Genomic DNA, 19,278 nt, shown 5'->3' with positions numbered 1-19,278 from the left:
GTAAACTTGCCGCCTTCGCTGAACCCCCTGACGGTATTGCCATGAATTTCGCCAAACTCGGCCTGATCGAACCGCTGCTGCGCACGCTGCAGCAACTGGACTACACCACCCCGACCCCGGTGCAGGCCAAAGCCATCCCCGCCGTGCTGGCCGGCCGCGACCTGATGGCCGCAGCCCAGACCGGTACCGGCAAGACTGCAGGCTTTGCCCTGCCTGTGCTGCAGCGCCTGGCGCTGGAGGGCGAGAAGGTGGCCAGCAACTCGATCCGCGCCTTGGTACTGGTACCCACGCGTGAGCTGGCCGAGCAGGTGCACAACAACGTGCGCGAATACGCCGAGAACCTGCCGTTGAGTACTTACGCGGTGTATGGCGGGGTCAGTATCAACCCACAGATGATGCGCCTGCGCCGGGGTGTCGACCTGCTGGTGGCTACCCCCGGCCGCTTGCTCGACCTGTTCCGGCAGAACGCCGTGAAGTTCAACCAGGTGCAGACACTGGTGCTGGATGAAGCCGACCGCATGCTTGACCTGGGCTTTGCCGAAGAGCTGCAGTCGGTGTATGCGGCACTGCCACGCAAGCGCCAGACGCTGCTGTTTTCCGCCACCTTCTCCGATCAGATTCGCATGCTGGCGGGGCTTGCGCTGAATGACCCTCTCAGTATCGAAGTCAGCCCGCGCAACGCCACGGCCGCCAGCGTCAAGCAGTGGCTGGTGCCTGTGGACAAGAAGCGCAAGGCCGACCTGTTCTGCCACCTGCTGCGCAAACAGCGCTGGAAGCAGGTGCTGGTGTTCGCCAAGACCCGCAATGGCGTCGACCAACTGGTGGAGCGCTTGCTGGCTGAAGGCGTGAATGCCGACGGCATCCACGGTGATCGCCCACAGGCGACCCGCCAGCGTGCGCTGGACAGCTTCAAGGCCCGTGAGGTGCAAGTGCTGGTGGCGACCGATGTGGCGGCCCGTGGCCTGGATATCGATGACTTGCCGCTGGTCGTCAACCTCGACCTGCCGATCGTTGCCGAAGACTACGTGCACCGCATCGGGCGTACCGGGCGGGCGGGCAACAAGGGCGAGGCGATTTCGCTGGTGTGTGCGGATGAAGTGCAACTGCTGGCGGCTATCGAGGTGCTGACCCGGCAGACCCTGCCGCGTCATGAAGAGCCGGATTTCATCCCCGAGCACCGGGTGCCGATGACCGATGCCAGTGGGCAGGTTATCAAGAAACCGAAGAAGCCCAAGAAGCCGAAAGAAAACAGCGCCAAGCGCGGGCTGGGGCGCTGGATGGACAGCAGTGAAGCTGGCAGTGCGGAACCGGCGGTGAAGGCTGTACGCAAGGTGCCGAGCTTCAATGGTGGGCCGCGCAAGCGCAAGCCTTGAGGTTTTGGGGCCGCTTTGCGGCCCTTTCGCGACGCAAGGCCGCTCCCACATGGGCTGCACAATCTGGATTGACGCAGTACTTGTGGAAGCAGCCCCGGCAAGCTGTCAGGAAGCCCGCACCCAATCTGCCGCTGCCCGCCCGGCGCGCAAGCCGCTGGCAAAGCACGCCGTGAGCAGATACCCCCCGGTCGGCGCCTCCCAGTCCAGCATCTCGCCGGCACAGAACACCCCCGGCATTCCCTTGACCATCAACCCCTCATCCAGGCCCTCGAAGCGGACCCCGCCGGCACTGCTGATCGCTTCATCCAGCGGCCGCGTGCGTACCAGGGTAATGGGCAATGCCTTGATGGCCCGGGCCAGAGCATCAACGTCGGCAAAGGTCGCCTGATCGGTCAGTTCGCGCAGCAGTGCCGCCTTGACCCCATCAATCCCCAGCTGGCTGTGCAGGTGCTTGGCCATGGAGCGTGAACCGCGTGGTTTGGCCAGTGCCTGGGCAATCTTGTCCACAGGCTTGTCCGGCAGCAGGTCGAGCAACAGTACCCCGCGGCCTTCACGGTGGATGGCCTCGCGTACCGGTGCCGACCAGGCATACACCAGGCTGCCTTCCACACCTTGGGCGGTGAGGATGAACTCGCCCTTGCGCGGTGCGCTGCCCGGGACGCTGAGGGCGATGTTCTTCAGCGGTGCGCCCGCGAACTTGTCCTTGAGCAGCGCGCTCCAGCCCTCTACTTCAAAACCGCAGTTGCTCGGCTGCAAAGGCGAGATATCCACAGCCCGTTCTGCCAGCAGCGGTTGCCAGCTGCCGTCAGAACCCAAGCGCGCCCAGCTGGCGCCACCCAGCGCCAGCACCACGACCGAGGCTTTCACCTGCCGTTCGCCCTGTGGATAAGCAATTCGCAAGCTGCCATCGGTGTTCCAGCCCAACCAGCGATGGCGGGTGTGGATAACTACCCCGTTGTCGCGCAGGCGCTTGAGCCAGGCACGCAGCAACGGTGCGGCTTTCATGTCGGTAGGAAACACCCGGCCCGAGGTGCCGACGAAGGTTTCGATGCCCAAACCATGAATCCACTGGCGCAACGCGTCCGCATCGAAGTCGCGTAGCAGGGCCTCGATTTCGCCCTGGCGTTCGGCATAGCGTGCCACGAACGCCGGGTAGGGCTCGGAATGGGTGATGTTCATGCCGCCGACACCCGCCAGCAGGAACTTGCGGCCCACTGAAGGCATGGCATCGAAGACCTCGACCGCCAGGCCTGCCCTGGCCAGTGCTTCGGCAGCCATCAGGCCGGCGGGGCCGCCACCGATGACGACAGCGGGGGGAGGGGATGCGGGGGTCAGATCGGGCATGGTGGGCAGCAGGCTGTGGAAAAGAGGCGCATTCTACCGCAGCGCTGCCCATGGAAGCACTGGTCAAAAAATAGCCAGTGTCACGCAGGCCTTGCCAGTAAAGGGCTGCAGCGCCTTTCGCGCAGGTTATCCACAAGCGGTTCCACAGTCATTGTGAACAACCTATGACACGTGCCGCGCTGTGGTGAAGGATGCCGTGGCGTCTGGCCAAGGCTGTGCGGTCCTTGCTGTAGCCTCCGCCGATCACGCCCATCACCGGGATATCGCGGCCCAGGCAGTGGCGCAGCACGGCTTCGTCACGGGCGGCAACGCCTGCGTCGGTCAGCTGCAGGTAGCCCAGGGCGTCGTCCTTGTGCACGTCGACACCGGCGTCATACAGCACCAGGTCGGGTTGATAAAGCGGCAGCAGGTAGTTCAGGGCGTCGTCCACCACCTTCAGATAGGCTGCGTCGCCCATGCCTCGGGGCAGGGGGATGTCCCAGTCGCTTTGTGCCTTGCGGGCAGGGAAGTTCTGCTCGCAATGCAGCGACACGGTGATGGCCTCGGGCGTGTCGTGCAGGATGCGCGCGGTGCCGTCACCCTGGTGCACATCGCAGTCGAAGATCAGCACCCGATGTACCCGGCCTGCTTCCAGCAGGTAGCGGCTGATCACCGCCAGGTCGTTGAAAATGCAGAAGCCGGCGGGGTGGTCGTAATGGGCGTGGTGGGTGCCACCGGCGAGGTGGCAGGCGATGCCGTGCTGCAGCGCCATCTCGGCAGTCAGCAGTGAGCCGCCGACGGCGCGCACGGTACGCCGAGCCAGGGCCTCGCTCCAGGGCAGGCCGAGGCGGCGCTGGTCCTCGCGCGACAGCTCGCCGTTCATGTAGCGCGCGATGTAGCTGCGGTCATGGGCCAGGGCGAGGATGTCGTTGGGGCAGATGTCCGGGCGCAGCAGGGCCTGGTCGGTGGTCAGCCCGCTGCCGACCAGGTGGTCGTGCAACAGGCGGAACTTGTCCATCGGAAAGCGGTGTTCAGCGGGGAACTCCGGGCTGTAATCTTCGTGGTAGATCAGCGGCAACGGCATGGATGGGGTCGCAATCAGGGCCAGTGCTGATCTTGCCATGACGGGTGACTGCAATGGGAGTTCCTGTTTCTTGCGCCGGTACCGGCCCTTTGTGCGGCCTTGTGTCGCGATTGGGCTGCGCAGCAGCCCCAGCAATGTGTGCATCTGCGCTGAAATTTTGGGGCTGCTGCCCAATCGCGACACAAGGCCGCTCCCACATAGGCTATTTTCCTGTGCTGGCCAATACGCGTTGCCAGTCAGGTTCGTTCAGTCGCCCGAGGATGCGTGCTTTGCCATTGCCATCCACTGATACGAACAGGGCGCTGGCATAGTTGCTTTGACGTTCGCCGCCAGCAACGTGCTGCTGGCGGGCAAAGTGGTCGATGCAGCCGTTGTGAGTCACCAGCACCAGGTTGTGGCCCGCGCGTTTGTGTGCAAGCGCTTCGTTGGCGAACTGGCTGTCGCAGCTTTCGAGCCAGTCCTCGCTGGCCACCGCCTGACCGAGTATGAAGTGCGCGGTTTGCCGGGTGCGCAGTTTCGGGCTGCTGAGCAGGTCGGCTTTGTTCAGGCCCAGCTGGTGCAGCCCTTGGCCCACGCGGGCAGCGGCCTGGCTGCCGCTCAGGGTGATCCCCGTGGGGTCGTCCAGGCAGGGGCCGGGGGCGCTGTCGCAGCGTTCGGCGTGGCGGATCATCACCATCACCGCACCGTCGGCCCAGTCCTGCAGCATGCCGCTGTCACTCAGTTGTTGCTCGTTGCCAAGGTCCACGATGTGCGTCCTCGTCACCAGCCAGGTGGTCAACGCCGCCACGACCATGCACAGGCCCAGGGCGGCTCCGACGGCTTTGCGAGCCAGGCGTCGCTTGCGCCGGGCATGAATGGCAGGGTGCCCCAGGGTGTTGCTCGATAGCATGCGTTGCTCCGTTGGCAATACCGCGGCTGGCGCGGTGGTGGATGGCGGCATCCTGCCAAGCGGCCTGTCGGGGGCCGGTGAAGGGCGTGTGAAAATTGCATTTGGCGGCTGCGGGCTGGGTGAAACCCGCGCCCGCGCCTACGCTGTAAACTGCAAGGCGGTAAACCGGAGCAGGCCCGATGACCCCCATCCTTGAACTGGAAAGCGCACGGCTGGTGCTGCGCCAATGGCATGACGATGACTTGCGCGAGTTCGCCGCACTGTGCGCCGACCCACAGGTGATGCGCTACTTTCCGGCGCCGCTGACGCGCGTTGAGGCGGCTGCGTTGATCGGCCGCGTGCGTGGGCATTTCAATGAGTACGGTTTTGGTTTGTGGGCCCTGGAGCGCAAGGACAGTGGCGCGTTCATCGGCATGACCGGGTTGCTCAATGTCAACTTCGACGCGCCTTTTGCCCCGGCGGTGGAGATCGGCTGGCGTCTGGCACGCCGTCACTGGGGCCTTGGCTTTGCCAGCGAAGCGGCGTGGACCTGCCTGCGTTGTGCTTTTGCCCAGTTGCGCCTGGAGGAGGTCGTGTCGTTCACCAGCGAATGCAACCTGCCGTCGCAGAAGGTGATGCAAGCCATCGGCATGCAGCAGGACCTGCAAGGCAGCTTCGAGCACCCCCGCCTGCCCATCGGCCACCCGCTGCGCCCGCATGTGCTGTACCGGATCGATCGCGCGCACTGGGAGCGCACTCTGCGCGCCTGAATGCACAGCCATGCCCGGCGCGAATGACAAACGCTGTATCATTTGCCTACTTGGAAGGCGCTTGCCCGTAACACGTTCAGCGCCTGTGAAATCGAGCGCCGCTCGGGCGGCGCATCGCGAGCTAGGCTCGCTCCTACGGAGAACCGCCGATGAGTCATGTGTTGGACGACCTGGTCGACCTGTTGAGCCTCGAATCCATCGAGGAGAACCTGTTCCGTGGACGTAGCCAGGACCTGGGCTTCCGCCAGCTTTACGGTGGCCAAGTGCTGGGCCAGTCGTTGTCGGCTGCCAGTCAGACAGTCGAGGACGCGCGCCATGTGCATTCGTTGCACGGCTACTTCCTGCGCCCGGGCGATGCCAGCCTTCCAGTGGTGTACTCGGTAGACCGCGTGCGCGATGGCGGCAGCTTCAGTACGCGGCGGGTGACGGCGATCCAGAAGGGCCAGACCATCTTCACCTGCAGTGCATCGTTCCAGTACGACGAGGAAGGCTTCGAGCACCAGGCGCAGATGCCTGACGTGGTCGGCCCGGAAAACCTGCCTACCGAGGTCGAACTGGCCCGTGCCATGGCCGACCAGTTACCCGAGCGCATTCGCGACAAGGTGCTGTGTGCCAAGCCGATCGAGATCCGCCCGGTCACCGAGCGCGACCCGTTCAACCCCAAGCCGGGCGACCCGGTGAAATACGCCTGGTTCCGCGCCGACGGCAACCTGCCTGACGTGCCTGCCCTGCACAAGTACATGCTGGCCTACGCCTCGGACTTCGGCCTGCTGACCACGGCGTTGCTGCCCCATGGCAAATCGGTGTGGCAGCGCGACATGCAGATCGCCAGCCTCGACCATTCGCTGTGGTTTCACGGCAACCTGCGCGCCGACGAGTGGCTCCTGTACGCCACCGATAGCCCCTGGGCCGGCAATTCCCGTGGCTTCTGCCGCGGCAGCATTTTCAACCAGGCCGGGCAACTGGTGGCATCGTCGAGCCAGGAAGGCCTGATTCGCCATCGCAAGGACTGGGCATGAGCCTGGGCGAGGTGCGCAACTGGGTGTTCGACATGGACGGCACCCTGACCGTGGCCGTGCACGACTTTGCCGCCATTCGGGTGGCGCTGGACATCCCGGCCGAACACGACATCCTCACCCACCTGGCGGCCTTGCCGGCAGAGGAAGCGGCGGCCAAGCATGCCTGGTTGCTGGAGCACGAAAGGGACCTGGCAACGGCCTCCACGGCGGCCACCGGGGCGGTGGAACTGGTGCGTGAGTTGGCCGGGCGCGGGTGCCGGCTGGGTATTCTGACCCGCAATGCGCGTGAGCTGGCGCATGTAACGCTGGAGGCCATTGGCCTGGCGGACTGCTTCCCGGTGGAACACATTCTCGGGCGTGACGAGGCTGCGCCGAAGCCTAGCCCTGATGGGCTGCTGAAGATTGCCAGCGCCTGGGGCGTGACGCCGAGCGAACTGGTGATGGTGGGGGATTACCGCTTTGACCTGGACTGCGGGCGGGCGGCGGGGGCGCGCACGGTGCTGGTGAACCTGCCGGACAACCCCTGGCCGGAGCTGGTGGATTGGCATGCAGAGGATTGCCGGGCGTTGAAGGTGATGCTGGGCTGACGCTTGTGTTGGCAATGCGGGCCTCTTCGCGGGCATGCCCGCTTCCACAGGTATTGCGCACGTCTCGGGCCCTGTGGTGCCCCTGTGGGGGCGGGCGTGCCCGCGAAAGGGCCGGATCTGTCTATGCTGAACCCCATTCTTTGCTCTGATACGGAGACCCACCCATGAGCAGCAAGGCCATCTACGTACAACCCGGCGGCGGCTACGACAAGGTCCAGGTCGGCACCTGCGAGGCCCAGGCCCCCCAGGCCGGCGAGATTACCGTGCGCCTGCACGCCAGTTCCCTCAACTACCACGATTTCGCCGTGGTCAGCGGCATGTGGGGCCCGAGCGAGCGACGCATCCCCATGGCCGATGGCGCCGGCGAGGTGGTTGCGGTGGGGGATGGCGTCACTGAGTTCCAGGTCGGCGACAATGTGGTCAGCACCTTCTTCCCGGACTGGCTCGATGGCCAGGCCAATGTCGAGGGCTTTGCCCGAGTGCCCGGCGACGGCATCGATGGCTACGCCCGCGAGCAGGTGACTGCCCGCACCACCGCCTTCACCCTGGCACCCCAGGGTTTCAGCCATGCCGAGGCTGCCACCCTGACCACCGCCGGCCTTACCGCCTGGCGGGCGCTGATGAGCGATGATCACCTCAAGCCCGGCGACACGGTGCTGGTGCAGGGTACCGGCGGTGTGTCGATTTTCGCCCTGCAGTTCGCCAAGCTGGCGGGCGCGACCGTGATCGCCACCTCGTCCAGCGATGCCAAGCTGGAGCGCCTGAAGGCCCTGGGTGCCGACCACCTGATCAACTACAAGAGCACCCCGGCCTGGGGTGAGAAGGTGCGCGAGCTGACTGGCAACCGCGGTGTCGATCATGTGATTGAAGTGGGCGGCCCGGCGACACTGGAGCAGTCGATGATTGCTGCGCGCATTGGCGGGCATGTTTCGCTGATCGGCATCCTTACCGGGGTGGCCGGGCAGTTGCCGCTGGTGCAGGCGCTGGTGCGGCAGATTCGGCTGCAAGGGGTGCTGGTTGGCAGCCGAGCGCAGCAGCAGGCGATGGTGCGTGCGATTGATGCCAACGGCCTGCGGCCGGTGGTGGACAAGCATTTCGAACTGGAACAGATCGTCGAGGCGTTCCGTTACCAGGAGAGCAACCGGCATTTCGGCAAGATCTGCCTGACCTGGTGAAGTGAGGGCAGGGTAGCTGTATGTAACGGCCACCCTGCACGCCACTCTGTTCGTAGCATCAAGCCCGAGGCCTTGCACTGCCTGACAGTCAGTCCGGCAGTAGCCGGTCTCGGCTGTTGGACAGGTGCAGGCACACTGCCGCCCGTGCGGCATCCGGGTCTTGTCGGCAAATGGCATTGAGGATCGCCTCATGCTCCAGGTTGGCCAGGTACGCTTGCCGCGCCAGCTTGGCCCCCGCGCGCTCGGCCAGGGCCATGCGGTTGCGCGGTATCAGGCCGTTACCCAGTTGCAACAGCATCTCGGTGAAATACAGATTGCCGGTGGCCTCGGCAATCAGCAGGTGAAAGCGCCGGTCGGCTTCGATGCAGCTGTCGCCGGCAGCGGCCAGGTCCTGATAGTCATCCAGCGCCTGGCGCATGCGCGCCAGTTGCCCCTCATCACGACGCAGTGCGGCCAGCGCGGCAGCCTGGCCCTCAAGGCCAATACGCAGCTCCAGCAGATCGCGCACATTCGCCGCGCTCTCCGCCGCAACGCGCAGCCCGGCCTGGGCCTGGCGCTCCATCACGAACGTACCGATCCCGTGGCGCGGCTCCACCAGCCCAGAGGCCTGCAGCTTCGACAAGGCTTCGCGAACCACCGTGCGGCTGACCCCGTGCTCGCGCACCAAGGTGTTTTCCGAAGGCAGTTTGTCGCCTGGTTTGAAGGTGCCCAGCAGAATCTGCTGGGTCAGGCTGGAAACCAGGTCATGGGCACGGCTATGGCCGCGTTTGCGAGCGTGTTCGGGTTCCATGTGGGATCCGCTTCTTGATTTGCTTGTACGACAAGTTAATCGATAGAAAAATTTTTTGCCGATTTTTCGCGCATCCAATTCAGCATTTAATTGATCTGTTTTTGCACGTTCGGATCAAATTAGCATTATGACAGCTTGTATTTTGCTATTTTGCCGACGTTAATGATCTTGTCGTACAACCTCGCTGCGAATAAGCTCCTCCCCACTGCCATGTCAGACAACCCGACCCGCACAAAAACAATTAGTGGGAGATCCGCAAGTGAACGACACCCTCGCTCCGTCTGCCCGGCATGAAGGCGACGCGTTGGCCAGTGCCGTGGCCAAGGTCAAGCGCCACGTCCTGCCGCTGTTCGTCATCATGTTCATCGTCAACTACCTTGACCGCGTCAACATTGGCTTTGTCCGCCCGCACCTGGAAAGCGACCTGGGCATCAGCGCTGCGGCCTATGGCTTTGGTGCCGGGCTGTTCTTTATCGGTTACGCGTTGTTCGAAGTACCTTCGAACATGCTGCTGCAAAAGGTCGGTGCCCGGCTGTGGCTGACCCGTATCATGTTCACCTGGGGGCTGGTGGCCACGGCCATGGCCTTCGTGCAGAACGAAACCCAGTTCTACGTGTTGCGTTTTCTGCTTGGGGTGGCCGAAGCAGGCTTCTTTCCTGGCGTGATCTACTACTTCACCCGCTGGCTGCCGGCGGCAGAGCGCGGCAAGGCCATTGCCATCTTCCTCAGTGGCTCGGCCCTGGCTTCGTTGATTTCCGGGCCGCTGGCCGGGGCGTTGATGCAGATCCAGGGCCTGGGCCTGCATGGTTGGCAGTGGATGCTGTTCATTGAAGGCATGGCCTCGGTGGCGCTGTGCTTCTTTGTGTTCTTCTGGCTCGACTCCAAGCCGCAGGACGCCAAGTGGCTGAGCAAGGCCGAGCAGGACGCGCTGGTCGCCACCATCGACCGCGAGCAGCAAGCGCGTGAGGCCATCGGCGCGGTCAGGCCGTCGGCCTGGAGCCTGCTCAAGGACCGCCAGATCGTGCTGTTCTGCCTGATCTACTTCTGTATCCAGCTGACCATCTATGCCGCCACCTTCTGGCTGCCCAGCATCATCAAGCGGATGGGCGACCTCAGTGACATGCAGGTCGGTTTCTTCAACTCGATCCCTTGGCTGATCTCGATCCTGGCCATGTACGCCTTCGCCGCCGGTTCCGCTCGCTGGAAGTTCCAGCAGGCCTGGGTGGCGGGCGCCCTGCTGGTCGCTGCCACGGGCATGTTCATGTCCACCACGGGTGGGCCGGTGTTCGCCTTCGTCGCCGTGTGCTTCGCCGCGATCGGCTTCAAGTCAGCGTCGTCACTGTTCTGGCCAATCCCCCAGGGCTACCTGGACGCCCGCATCGCTGCGGCGGTGATTGCCCTGATCAACTCGGTCGGCAACCTCGGCGGCTTCGTTGCCCCCACCACCTTCGGCTTGCTGGAGCAGCAGACTGGCTCGATCCAGGGCGGGCTGTACGGCCTGGCGGTGACCTCGGTGCTGGCGGCGATTGCCATCTTCTTCGTACGCACTCGCCCCAAGGGCGTCCCTTCCGATGACCTCAATGCCCCTTCGGCCTTGGGCCAGACCCACTGATGACTGCGAGACAACAACCATGAATATGCAGACCAATCCCGCCGTACATGCCAGCACCCCGGTGGTCACCGACCTGCGCGTGGTCCCCGTGGCCGGCCATGACAGCATGCTGCTCAACCTCAGTGGCGCCCATGGCCCGTTCTTCACCCGCAACGTGGTGGTGCTGCGCGACAGCGCCGGCAATACTGGCCTGGGTGAAGTGCCCGGTGGCGAGAAGATTCGCCAGACCCTGGAGGACGCCCGCAGCCTGGTTGTCGGCCAACCGATCGGCCATTACCAGCGTGTGCTCAATGCCATGCGCCAGACCTTCGCCAACCGTGACTCGGCGGGCCGCGGTCTGCAGACCTTCGACCTGCGCATCACCGTGCATGCGGTGACGGCCATTGAGTCGGCATTGCTCGACCTGCTCGGCCAGCACCTGAATGTGCCGATGGCAGCATTGCTGGGCGAGGGCCAGCAACGTGATGCGGTGAAGATGCTCGGCTATCTGTTCTACATCGGCGACCGCCAGCAGACCGACCTGGCCTACCGCAACGAAGCCGACAGCGATGACGACTGGTTTCGCCTGCGCCATGAAAAGGCCCTGACCCCGGCAGCAGTGGTGCGGCTGGCCGAGGCCGCCAAAGCGCGCTATGGCTTCAGCGATTTCAAGCTCAAGGGCGGCGTGCTGCGCGGTGAAGAAGAGATGGAGGCTGTGACAGCGCTGGCCGAACGCTTCCCCGAAGCGCGCATCACGCTCGACCCCAATGGCGCGTGGTCGCTGAAGGAGGCCATCGCCCTGTGCCGCGACAAGCACGATGTACTGGCTTACGCCGAAGACCCGTGCGGCGCCGAGAACGGTTATTCGGGCCGCGAGGTGATGGCCGAGTTCCGCCGCGCCACCGGCCTGCCCACCGCGACCAACATGATCGCTACTGACTGGCGACAGATGGGCCATGCCATTCAGTTACAGTCGGTGGACATTCCGCTGGCCGACCCGCACTTCTGGACCTTGCAGGGTTCGGTACGGGTGGCGCAGATGTGCAACGACTGGGGGCTGACCTGGGGTTCTCATTCCAATAACCACTTCGACATTTCGCTGGCGATGTTCACCCAGGTGGCGGCTGCGGCGCCGGGTGAGATCACGGCGATCGACACCCACTGGATCTGGCAGGATGGCCAGCGCCTGACCCGTGAGGCGCTGCGCATTGTCGACGGGCATGTGCGAGTGCCGGCGCGGCCGGGCTTGGGCGTGGAACTGGATGAAGACCAACTGGCCAAGGCCCATGAGTGCTACCGCAACATGGGGCTGGGTGCGCGGGATGACAGCGTGGCGATGCAGTTCCTGATTCCGGGTTGGAGCTTCGATAACAAACGGCCTTGCCTGGTGCGTTGAGGCTGCGGGCCTCTTCGCGGGCAAGCCCGCTCCTACATCAACCGGTGGTGTCGCCCCACACCGTCGTAGGAGCGGGTTCACCCGCGAATAGGCCGGACCTGCCGCCCAATACCTCCAGTCATTCACCGCCGCACCCGCCACCGCATTCATCAATCGGCACCGTCGCCACGTACCGTTGTAGGAGCGGGTTCACCCGCGAATAGGCCGGACCTGCCGCCCAATACCCCCAGTCATTCACCGCCGCACCTGCCACCGCATTCATCAATCGGCACCATCGCCACGCACCCTTGTAGGAGCGGGTTCACCCGCGAATAGGCCGGACCTGCCGCCCAATACCCCCAGTCATTCACCGCCGCACCCGCCACCGCATTCATCAATCGGCACCGTCGCCACGCCCCCTTGTAGGAGCGGGTTCACCCGCGAATAGGCCGGACCTGCCGCCCAATACCCCCAGTCATTCACCGTCGCACCCGCCACCGCATTCGCGGGCAAGCCCGCTCCTACATCAATCGGTGGCATCGCCACGTACCGTTGTAGGAGCGGGTTCACCCGCGAAAAGGCCGGCACAGGCAACACACATTCAAATGAAAAACAAAAGCTCCATTTGGGCCTGTGGCGCGATCGGATATGCCATTCGCGACATCTGGCGTTGATGGAAATGCCCTGTCGTGATCGAACAGTTCCGTGGCGTTCTCGTGTAATTCCCCACAGCCATGCGGGGATTAAATGAACCCCGAACCGCACTGACACCTTGCTCTGTGACGCGTGCCAAATATCAACAACAGCGCGCGAACAACGTGTCGACTTATTGATTTCAAAGGAGATATTTTTCGCCTACGCCTGCCCGTCCTTCCTTGTGTCAGCAAAAAGAGAACAACATCAATGAACACCGTGGGATCTGATGGCAACCTTGCACAAGGTTTCAAGCCACGTCACGTAACGATGCTGTCCATCGCCGGCATTATCGGCGCCGGACTTTTCGTAGGCTCTGGCCACGCCATCGCGGCAGCCGGGCCAGCAACCATAATTTCCTATTTCGTGGCCGGGACCCTGGTGGTACTGGTCATGCGCATGCTCGGCGAAATGGCCGTGGCACACCCCGACACCGGATCGTTTTCCACCTATGCCGACCAGGCCATTGGCCGCTGGGCCGGCTATACCATCGGCTGGTTGTACTGGTGGTTCTGGGTACTGGTGATTCCTATCGAAGCATTGGCCGCCGGGCATGTGTTGAACGCCTGGTTCCCGCAGGTGGACAGCTGGATCTTCGCCCTGGCTTCGGTGTTGCTGCTGGCCGGTACCAACCTGTTCAGCGTGGCCAAGTACGGCGAGTTCGAGTTCTGGTTCGCCATCCTCAAGGTCACCGCCATCCTGGGCTTCATCGGCCTGGGCTTCGCCGCGCTGATGGGCTGGCTGCCCAACCGCGAGGTCAGTGGGTTGAGCGGGTTGATGGCCGAATACGGCGGCTTTGCGCCGAAAGGCTGGTCGGCAGTGGTGGGGGCGTTCATCACCGTGATGTTCAGCTTCATCGGCACCGAGGCGGTGACCATCGCCGCGTCCGAGTCCAGCGACCCGTCGCGCAACATCGCCAAGGCCACTCGCTCGGTGATCTGGCGTATCAGCACCTTCTACATCCTGTCGATCTTCGTGATTATTTCGGTGGTGCCGTGGAACGACCCGCAGCTGGCGGTGGTGGGTTCGTACCAGCGTGCGCTGGAAATCATGAACATCCCCAACGCGGCATTCATGGTCGACCTGGTGGTTCTGGTAGCCGTTACCAGTTGCATGAACTCGTCGATCTACATCGCTTCGCGGATGATGTTTTCGCTGGCCAAGCGCGGTGACGCCCCGGCCTTCCTCAACAAGACCTCCAAGGTCGGTGTACCGCGTGCTGCAGTATTCGGCAGCACCCTGATCGGTGCGGCCATCGCGGTCCTCAACTACTTCGCACCGAAGGGTGTGTTCGAGTTCCTGCTGGCCAGCTCTGGCGCCATCGCCCTGTTGGTGTACATGGTTATCGCCATCTCCCAGCTGCGCATGCGCCGCCGACTGGAGCGCGAGAACACCGAACTGAAGTTCCGCATGTGGCTGTTCCCGTACCTGACCTGGGCGGTGATCATTTTCATTGCCGGGGCGCTGGCGGTGATGATGTACACGCCTGAGCATCGGGCGGAAGTGAGCTCGACATTGGGCCTGGCGATCGTGATTTCCTTCCTGGGGATCGTGACGTCGAGGGGCCATGCGCAACCGGTGGGCGCGCGATCGATGGGGTGATTCAGTTCACCTGGCTGTAAGGCAAAGGGCACCCGAGGATGGGTGCCCTTTTTTTTCGGGCGTGAAATAGCGGCGGCGCTGAAGGGTGTTTGTCGCAAGTTTTTTATCGTCCATGAGATCGAGCGCCGCCCCGGCGGCGTTCGATTTGCAGGGCACCCAAACATGTGAGGAGTGCTGGCAGTTTGATATCAAAAAGCCGTTATCGCGGAATATTGTGTATTTGTTGGAAAATCACGTTTTAGCCATGCTGGGTCGTTACTCTGGCGTTGGGCTTATACGCCTCGGTCGGATTTTATCCGCCGGTTCTGCGGTTGCGCTGCGCAACATGCCAAGCGGCAGAACGCGCTTTTGAAGTGCCGCTTCCCTTGATTTAAGAGGGTTTTTAAACCGAGGTGTGTGGGTGTAGGCCCTCGGTGAAGGTCAGGGAGGAAGGCTGGAGCAAGTTCTAGGAGTGTTATGGCGGAAGTGTTGCAACTCCCCCCGTCACCAACCTGGAAGTATGGCCCTCTAAAGCCCCTGTAAGCCACGAAATTCGTGGGTTATACAGTTTCTCAAAGGCTTTTCAAAGCAGGCTGGTTTGGCCTCTGCACATGACTGAATGGTCAGGTTTATAGCATCATAATAATCTGAAGGCCTTCATTTTTTAAAACCTGCAGTACTCAAGTGCTCAGTCGAATCTGGTGGCTGGGCGCTCAATCTCAACATTCTGATTTTATTAGCATTTATTGGATAAAAGCCCTGTTTTGGGCAGGGTTTTGTTTGGCTGGGCGCTCGCGTGATCTGGCCAATTTAGCGTCAAAGGCTCGGGTGCTGGCGTGTCAAAATGCGTCGCGGATTGCAGGTATTATCTCAATCTGTCAAAATTTCGCTGTTGCAGCTTTCTAAGTTTTGGATGAAAATGCCGCCGCATGGAGCGAGATATGGATGAGCTGGGGTCTATCACTACGTCATGGGGCAGCGGTGCAGGGCAGGACGTGGATGTTCGCGCGCTGCGACGCTACAACCGCTTGCTTGGCGTGTTGCTGAATGTTGGCGAGTGGGCGTGCATAGGCCTGCTGCCGTTTGTTGCGGTTGCTGCCATCTGGCTGGTGACTCAAACCAACTTTGAAAATGTCGTGTTCTATGACGGAACCGACTCGATTTGCATCTACGACGGAACGACAGGGGAAATCCGCAATGTCGAGTAAGGAAACCCAACACGGAACCCCTGGTGGCGAAGCGCAGGAGACTCGGCGGGGCACGGACGAAGAGAAACTGCTGGAGCTGGCGCTGGATGAAACGCCGGGTGAAGCAGCGGCCACCGTGCGTGAAGTCAAGCGCCTGCAGCTGGAATGCCTCGATCTCAAGCGCCGCAACAAGCGCGTATGGGGCCAACTGTTGGCGCTGACTTGCGTATTTGGCGTCACCATCGCTGCGGTGGTGTTCTGGTACCCGAAGTACCGCTGGATCCCGACCACTGACAATCACGCGATCTGTGAAGTCTCGACCGAGAGCAATCCGCGCGTAACCCCGGCCACCCTTGCCGAGTATGCCAAGGATGCCGTGGTCAATTCGTACTCCTACGACTATGTGAACTACCGCTCCAACCTCAATTCTGCGGGCGCCCGCTGGTACACCGACGAGGGGCGCAAGGCTTTCCTGAAGACCCTGGACGATTCCGGCAACCTGGAGCGCGTGCTCAAGGGGCGGATGATCCTGCGCGCCATGGCCACCCAGGTTGCCCAGGTCGAAGAGGCTGGTGTGCTGGCCAGCGGGCAGAACTACTGGCTGGTGCAGGTACCGATTGCCATCGAATTCTATGTCGGCGGTGACCAGCAGGCGCGCTCGCGCCAGGACTTCCTCGCCGCCGTGACCATCGTCCAGATCCCCGCCTCGGCCACCAACATCAAAGGCATTGCCGTCGATTCTGTTCAGCTGTCGCCGTACACCTCAAGGAAGTGACCATGAAGAAGCATCTGATCGCATCGTTGCTTGCGAGCGCTATCGCTTTGCCTGCATTTGCCAACGAGGCGCCAACTGCGCCCGCTGCCGAGGGTGGCGCAGGGCAGGTTGACGCGGCGCAAGGAAGCGAGGCTCCGCCCCAGCCGCCGATGAATGGCCTGGGCCGGCAGGTATCCAGCGCTGCTCAAGTGGTCTATCCGCGCCCGGAGGATGTCATCAGTGACACGGTCAACGACGTGCAGGACTCGCAGCTGACATCGTCGCAAGTCGAGTTGATCAAGCAGCTGTGGCTGGAGCGGGAAAAGCAGAAGGCAACCGCCTATGTCAGCCCGGCCAAGCCGGTGACCCGCACGTTGGCACTCAACCTCGACCCGGGGGTATCGCCCCCCATCGTTCGCCTGAGCAAGGGCCAGCAGTCATCGATCGTGTTCTCCGACTATGCCGGGCAGCCGTGGATGATCCAGAACGTGTCGATCAACCGCGAGCTGTTCAGCGACGGTCGCGAGCGAGGTGGGCAGAACGGTCAGAACGGTACTGCCGCACCGACCAACATCCTCACTCTGGACCCCGCCACAGCGGCGGCCTACGGCAACGTCACCGTCACCCTGCGCGGCCTGGCCACGCCGATCATCCTGATCCTGGCCGCCGGCCAGGAAGAAGTGGACATGCGTGTTGATGCCAAGGTGCCGGGGCGCAACCCGGATGCGACAGCGAGTGTGGCGATGTTGCGGATGCCGTCGATCGACGATGCGCTGACCTACTTCCTGGATGGTGTGCCGCCGAAAGATGCCAACCGCCTGAAGGTGACCGGGCTGGAGGGCGTCGAGGCCTGGAGCTATGGCCCGAACATGTACGTGAAAGCCAAGGCTGATGCGCAATATCCGGCCTACACCAACGCAGCGCGAAGCACCACCGGTGTGGCGGTGTATCGCTATGCGGGCCTGCAGAACAGCGTCACGTTCACGACTGGCGGGCAAGCCGTAACCGTCTTCATCGAGCAAGGGAATCTGCAATGAGTGATAACAACATGCCGCCGAACGACTCGGGCTTCGATGAAGAGGACGAGCACCTGGTAGCCGACCGCGACGGGCCGGCTGGCCCGCAGGTGAAGAAGGCGCGCAAGTCCGATGAGATGCAGCGCAACTTGCAGGCGGTGTTCGGTTCCGGTGTCGGCAAGGTCTCGCTGATTGCTGCCGGGTTGGTCGTGCTGGCGCTGGGCGCCCTGGCCTACAACGGCATGTCTTCGAAGGATGCGCCTGCGGGCAAGGCGTCCACGGTGGACGTGCCGAATGCGCCGCAACCTGAAGTGTCGATCGACCCTATTACCAAGGCCGAAGCAGAGCGCCGTGCGCAGCGCAGCATGTTGGAGGCCGAACAGGCTGCCGAGCGCGGGATGTCCTATCAGCCTGGCTTCGATCCGAACATCGTGCAGTCCACCGGGCGGGATCTGGCTCGTGGCCAGGGCGCGCAGTTCAACGTGCCTGGGCAGCCTTACAATGACGGCAATCAGCGTTCGCCCGAGATTTACATCGGGGCGGGTATGCCGCCTCGTGACTCAGCCCAGGTTTCACAGCGGCCTGGTGTGGCCAGCGCCCAGTCCCAGGAGCAGGAGCGCCGGCGTCTGGAGGAGGAGCTGAAAAAGGCCGAGGAGCAGCGCGACCAGTACGTCAGCGAGCTGAAAAGCGAAACGCTGAAGTCGATCAAGCAACTGATGGGCGAGTCTGAAAGTGCCAAGGGCTTCGCTGAGAGAAGCAGCTTCAGCACCGTCAGCTACTACCCGACCGAGCGCGCTGGCGGCAGTGTCACAGGCCCCGCAGTACGGGCTGCCAAGGACAAGGACCCCAATGCCATCGAGGCCGTGGGTGACACCGACCGGGCGATGCTGATCAAGACCGGTACCATCATGTACGCCACGCTCGATGCCGAGGTCAACACCGATGATGGTGGTGACGTGCTGGCGACCATTCGAGGCGGCAAGTGGAACGGTTCCAAGCTGATCGGCAAGATCGAGCAGGCGCCCGACAACATTCGCGTGAAGTTCACCATTCTTGCGCCACCGGTCAACGACCCTCGTCCGACCATGCGCATCAGCGCTGTGGCATTGCGCGAGGATGATGCCAAGCAGGGCATTGCCGAGACCAAGGACCACCACACCATGGAGCGCTATTTCGCCCTGGGTGCCGCCTCGCTGTTGTCCGGCTACGGTCGGGCTTACCAGCAGACAGCGGGTACCACTGTCATCAGCCCGAGTGGCGTTGTGGCACAGACCACTACCGAGCCCTCGACCAAGCAGGTGATCGGTTCGTCGGTCGGTGAAATGGGCACCGCCATCGCCGGCGAAGTGCGCCGCGGCTTCAACCGCCCGGCCACCTACGCAACTCCTGCGAACAAAGGCTTTGGCCTGTTCTTCCTGCAAGACGTTCACGATCAATCTCGATAAGGAGTTCGACATGAAGAACTGGTCGTTCGGAAAACTCATTGGCGTTTTTGCCGGCAGCTTCCTGGCGCTCATTGTGCTCGCCGTGGTCGTGATCAAGGCGACCTCGTCGCCAGCGGCCAAGGCCAGGCGCATCCCGCAGTCCCAGGCACAATTGGCGCAACAGCCACGCATGGATGTGCTGAGCATCGAGCTGGCCAAGTCCCGGGAGCAGGCGCAGGCGGCGCTGCAGGCCCAGGAAAACAGCGAAAAACAGCTGAAGATCGTGCGCGAGGAATCGCAGCGCAATACTCAACTGCTGTTGAGCCAGATAAAGGCCCTGGATAACAACCTGTCCGGCCTGCAGCAGCGCATGCAGTTCTACGAAGACAGCCGTCAGCGCGTGGAGGTGATCAAGCCACCGCGTCGGGAGCCGGCGCCCGTTGTCTCGCAAGGATACACCAGGCGCGCTCACCCGATCCCGCAGTCCTCGGGCTACAAGGTGCAGGCGGTGGTCGGGCACCGGGCCTGGGTGAAAAATGGCGATAGCGAAGACAGCGTCAAGGCCGGCGACCCGTTGCCACCGGTGCAGCGCGAATTGAAAGTGCTTGCCGTCGATCGCGACAGCGGCATCGTGGTTACTTCACCCGCTCTTTAAAACAGGGACGTTG

At 62.8% G+C, this 19,278-nt stretch carries 17 protein-coding genes; 13 read left to right on the top strand and 4 right to left on the bottom strand.

The features are described 5' to 3' along the window. The first annotated feature begins 41 nt into the window (after nucleotides 1-41). Nucleotides 42-1,373, top strand: coding sequence for a DEAD/DEAH box helicase (locus tag FQ668_RS23110; protein ID WP_014592486.1), 1,332 nt, complete (start codon nucleotides 42-44; stop codon nucleotides 1,371-1,373). Nucleotides 1,374-1,478: 105 nt separating this feature from the next. On the opposite strand, the gene FQ668_RS23105 is transcribed toward FQ668_RS23110, so the two are convergent. The 3 genes from FQ668_RS23105 to FQ668_RS23095 form a co-directional block, all read right to left on the bottom strand. Beyond that, nucleotides 1,479-2,717: a TIGR03862 family flavoprotein gene (locus tag FQ668_RS23105; RefSeq protein WP_019438913.1), complete on the bottom strand. Its 1,239-nt coding sequence runs from the start codon at nucleotides 2,715-2,717 to the stop codon at nucleotides 1,479-1,481. A gap of 148 nt (nucleotides 2,718-2,865) precedes the next feature. Next, a complete protein-coding gene (locus FQ668_RS23100) occupies nucleotides 2,866-3,780 on the bottom strand; it encodes a histone deacetylase (protein WP_026031969.1) in 915 nt (304 codons plus the stop codon). Between the two features lie 202 nt (nucleotides 3,781-3,982). Then, nucleotides 3,983-4,669, bottom strand: a complete 687-nt coding sequence (locus tag FQ668_RS23095) for a histidine phosphatase family protein (RefSeq protein ID WP_019438915.1) — start codon at nucleotides 4,667-4,669, stop codon at nucleotides 3,983-3,985. Between the two features lie 179 nt (nucleotides 4,670-4,848). On the opposite strand from FQ668_RS23095, the gene FQ668_RS23090 reads away from it, so the two are divergent. From FQ668_RS23090 to FQ668_RS23075, 4 genes are all read left to right on the top strand, one after another. After that, on the top strand, nucleotides 4,849-5,418 hold the full coding sequence (locus tag FQ668_RS23090; RefSeq protein WP_019438917.1) for a GNAT family N-acetyltransferase: 570 nt from the start codon (nucleotides 4,849-4,851) through the stop codon (nucleotides 5,416-5,418). 149 nt (nucleotides 5,419-5,567) lie between these two features. Next, a complete protein-coding gene (gene tesB / locus FQ668_RS23085; RefSeq protein ID WP_003249851.1) occupies nucleotides 5,568-6,437 on the top strand; it encodes an acyl-CoA thioesterase II in 870 nt (289 codons plus the stop codon). After that, the gene (locus FQ668_RS23080) at nucleotides 6,434-7,024 is read left to right on the top strand and encodes an HAD family hydrolase (protein ID WP_014592481.1); all 591 of its coding nucleotides are present in this window, start codon (nucleotides 6,434-6,436) and stop codon (nucleotides 7,022-7,024) included. Before tesB ends, FQ668_RS23080 begins: the two co-directional genes overlap by 4 nt. 164 nt (nucleotides 7,025-7,188) lie before the next feature. After that, on the top strand, nucleotides 7,189-8,199 hold the full coding sequence (locus tag FQ668_RS23075; protein WP_014592480.1) for an NAD(P)-dependent alcohol dehydrogenase: 1,011 nt from the start codon (nucleotides 7,189-7,191) through the stop codon (nucleotides 8,197-8,199). A gap of 88 nt (nucleotides 8,200-8,287) precedes the next feature. On the opposite strand, the gene FQ668_RS23070 is transcribed toward FQ668_RS23075, so the two are convergent. After that, nucleotides 8,288-8,989, bottom strand: coding sequence for a FadR/GntR family transcriptional regulator (locus FQ668_RS23070; protein ID WP_019438918.1), 702 nt, complete (start codon nucleotides 8,987-8,989; stop codon nucleotides 8,288-8,290). Nucleotides 8,990-9,248: 259 nt separating this feature from the next. Between FQ668_RS23070 and FQ668_RS23065 the strand changes: the two genes are divergently transcribed. The 8 genes from FQ668_RS23065 to FQ668_RS23030 all read left to right on the top strand — a co-directional run bounded on the left by FQ668_RS23065 (nucleotide 9,249) and on the right by FQ668_RS23030 (nucleotide 19,265). Then, entirely contained in the window at nucleotides 9,249-10,601 is a 1,353-nt protein-coding gene (locus tag FQ668_RS23065) for an MFS transporter (protein ID WP_019438919.1), read from the top strand. Between the two features lie 19 nt (nucleotides 10,602-10,620). Continuing rightward, nucleotides 10,621-11,976 carry a glucarate dehydratase gene (gudD, locus tag FQ668_RS23060; RefSeq protein ID WP_019438920.1) on the top strand — a complete coding sequence of 452 codons (1,356 nt, stop codon included), beginning with the start codon at nucleotides 10,621-10,623 and terminating at the stop codon, nucleotides 11,974-11,976. Nucleotides 11,977-12,858: 882 nt separating this feature from the next. After that, nucleotides 12,859-14,250 (top strand): amino acid permease, encoded by a 1,392-nt coding sequence (locus tag FQ668_RS23055; protein ID WP_014592477.1) that lies wholly within the window; start codon nucleotides 12,859-12,861, stop codon nucleotides 14,248-14,250. 920 nt (nucleotides 14,251-15,170) lie between these two features. Continuing rightward, nucleotides 15,171-15,437 carry a hypothetical protein gene (locus FQ668_RS23050; protein WP_019438921.1) on the top strand — a complete coding sequence of 89 codons (267 nt, stop codon included), beginning with the start codon at nucleotides 15,171-15,173 and terminating at the stop codon, nucleotides 15,435-15,437. Further along, entirely contained in the window at nucleotides 15,427-16,191 is a 765-nt protein-coding gene (locus FQ668_RS23045; protein WP_014592476.1) for a DotI/IcmL family type IV secretion protein, read from the top strand. The genes FQ668_RS23050 and FQ668_RS23045 overlap by 11 nt, the downstream gene beginning before the upstream one ends. A gap of 2 nt (nucleotides 16,192-16,193) precedes the next feature. Next, nucleotides 16,194-17,207 carry a DotH/IcmK family type IV secretion protein gene (locus FQ668_RS23040; protein WP_014592475.1) on the top strand — a complete coding sequence of 338 codons (1,014 nt, stop codon included), beginning with the start codon at nucleotides 16,194-16,196 and terminating at the stop codon, nucleotides 17,205-17,207. Further along, entirely contained in the window at nucleotides 17,204-18,631 is a 1,428-nt protein-coding gene (locus FQ668_RS23035) for a DotG/IcmE/VirB10 family protein (RefSeq protein ID WP_019438923.1), read from the top strand. Before FQ668_RS23040 ends, FQ668_RS23035 begins: the two co-directional genes overlap by 4 nt. 10 nt (nucleotides 18,632-18,641) lie before the next feature. After that, the gene (locus FQ668_RS23030) at nucleotides 18,642-19,265 is read left to right on the top strand and encodes a hypothetical protein (protein ID WP_019438924.1); all 624 of its coding nucleotides are present in this window, start codon (nucleotides 18,642-18,644) and stop codon (nucleotides 19,263-19,265) included. Nucleotides 19,266-19,278: the final 13 nt, after the last annotated feature.

The organism is Pseudomonas sp. Kh14 (genome assembly GCF_900291005.1).
GTDB classification, from domain to species: domain Bacteria; phylum Pseudomonadota; class Gammaproteobacteria; order Pseudomonadales; family Pseudomonadaceae; genus Aquipseudomonas; species Aquipseudomonas alloputida.
This window is presented reverse-complemented; position numbering and strand designations above follow the sequence as displayed.

Excerpts from the sequence above, each read along its gene's own strand:
- FQ668_RS23110 (WP_014592486.1), top strand. The coding sequence starts at position 42 with ATGAATTTCGCCAAACTCGGCCTGATCGAACCGCTGCTGCGCACGCTG.
- FQ668_RS23105 (WP_019438913.1), bottom strand. The coding sequence starts at position 2,717 with ATGCCCGATCTGACCCCCGCATCCCCTCCCCCCGCTGTCGTCATCGGT.
- FQ668_RS23100 (WP_026031969.1), bottom strand. The coding sequence starts at position 3,780 with ATGCCGTTGCCGCTGATCTACCACGAAGATTACAGCCCGGAGTTCCCC.
- FQ668_RS23095 (WP_019438915.1), bottom strand. The coding sequence starts at position 4,669 with ATGCTATCGAGCAACACCCTGGGGCACCCTGCCATTCATGCCCGGCGC.
- FQ668_RS23090 (WP_019438917.1), top strand. The coding sequence starts at position 4,849 with ATGACCCCCATCCTTGAACTGGAAAGCGCACGGCTGGTGCTGCGCCAA.
- tesB (WP_003249851.1), top strand. The coding sequence starts at position 5,568 with ATGAGTCATGTGTTGGACGACCTGGTCGACCTGTTGAGCCTCGAATCC.
- FQ668_RS23080 (WP_014592481.1), top strand. The coding sequence starts at position 6,434 with ATGAGCCTGGGCGAGGTGCGCAACTGGGTGTTCGACATGGACGGCACC.
- FQ668_RS23075 (WP_014592480.1), top strand. The coding sequence starts at position 7,189 with ATGAGCAGCAAGGCCATCTACGTACAACCCGGCGGCGGCTACGACAAG.
- FQ668_RS23070 (WP_019438918.1), bottom strand. The coding sequence starts at position 8,989 with ATGGAACCCGAACACGCTCGCAAACGCGGCCATAGCCGTGCCCATGAC.
- gudD (WP_019438920.1), top strand. The coding sequence starts at position 10,621 with ATGAATATGCAGACCAATCCCGCCGTACATGCCAGCACCCCGGTGGTC.
- FQ668_RS23055 (WP_014592477.1), top strand. The coding sequence starts at position 12,859 with ATGAACACCGTGGGATCTGATGGCAACCTTGCACAAGGTTTCAAGCCA.
- FQ668_RS23050 (WP_019438921.1), top strand. The coding sequence starts at position 15,171 with ATGGATGAGCTGGGGTCTATCACTACGTCATGGGGCAGCGGTGCAGGG.
- FQ668_RS23045 (WP_014592476.1), top strand. The coding sequence starts at position 15,427 with ATGTCGAGTAAGGAAACCCAACACGGAACCCCTGGTGGCGAAGCGCAG.
- FQ668_RS23040 (WP_014592475.1), top strand. The coding sequence starts at position 16,194 with ATGAAGAAGCATCTGATCGCATCGTTGCTTGCGAGCGCTATCGCTTTG.
- FQ668_RS23035 (WP_019438923.1), top strand. The coding sequence starts at position 17,204 with ATGAGTGATAACAACATGCCGCCGAACGACTCGGGCTTCGATGAAGAG.
- FQ668_RS23030 (WP_019438924.1), top strand. The coding sequence starts at position 18,642 with ATGAAGAACTGGTCGTTCGGAAAACTCATTGGCGTTTTTGCCGGCAGC.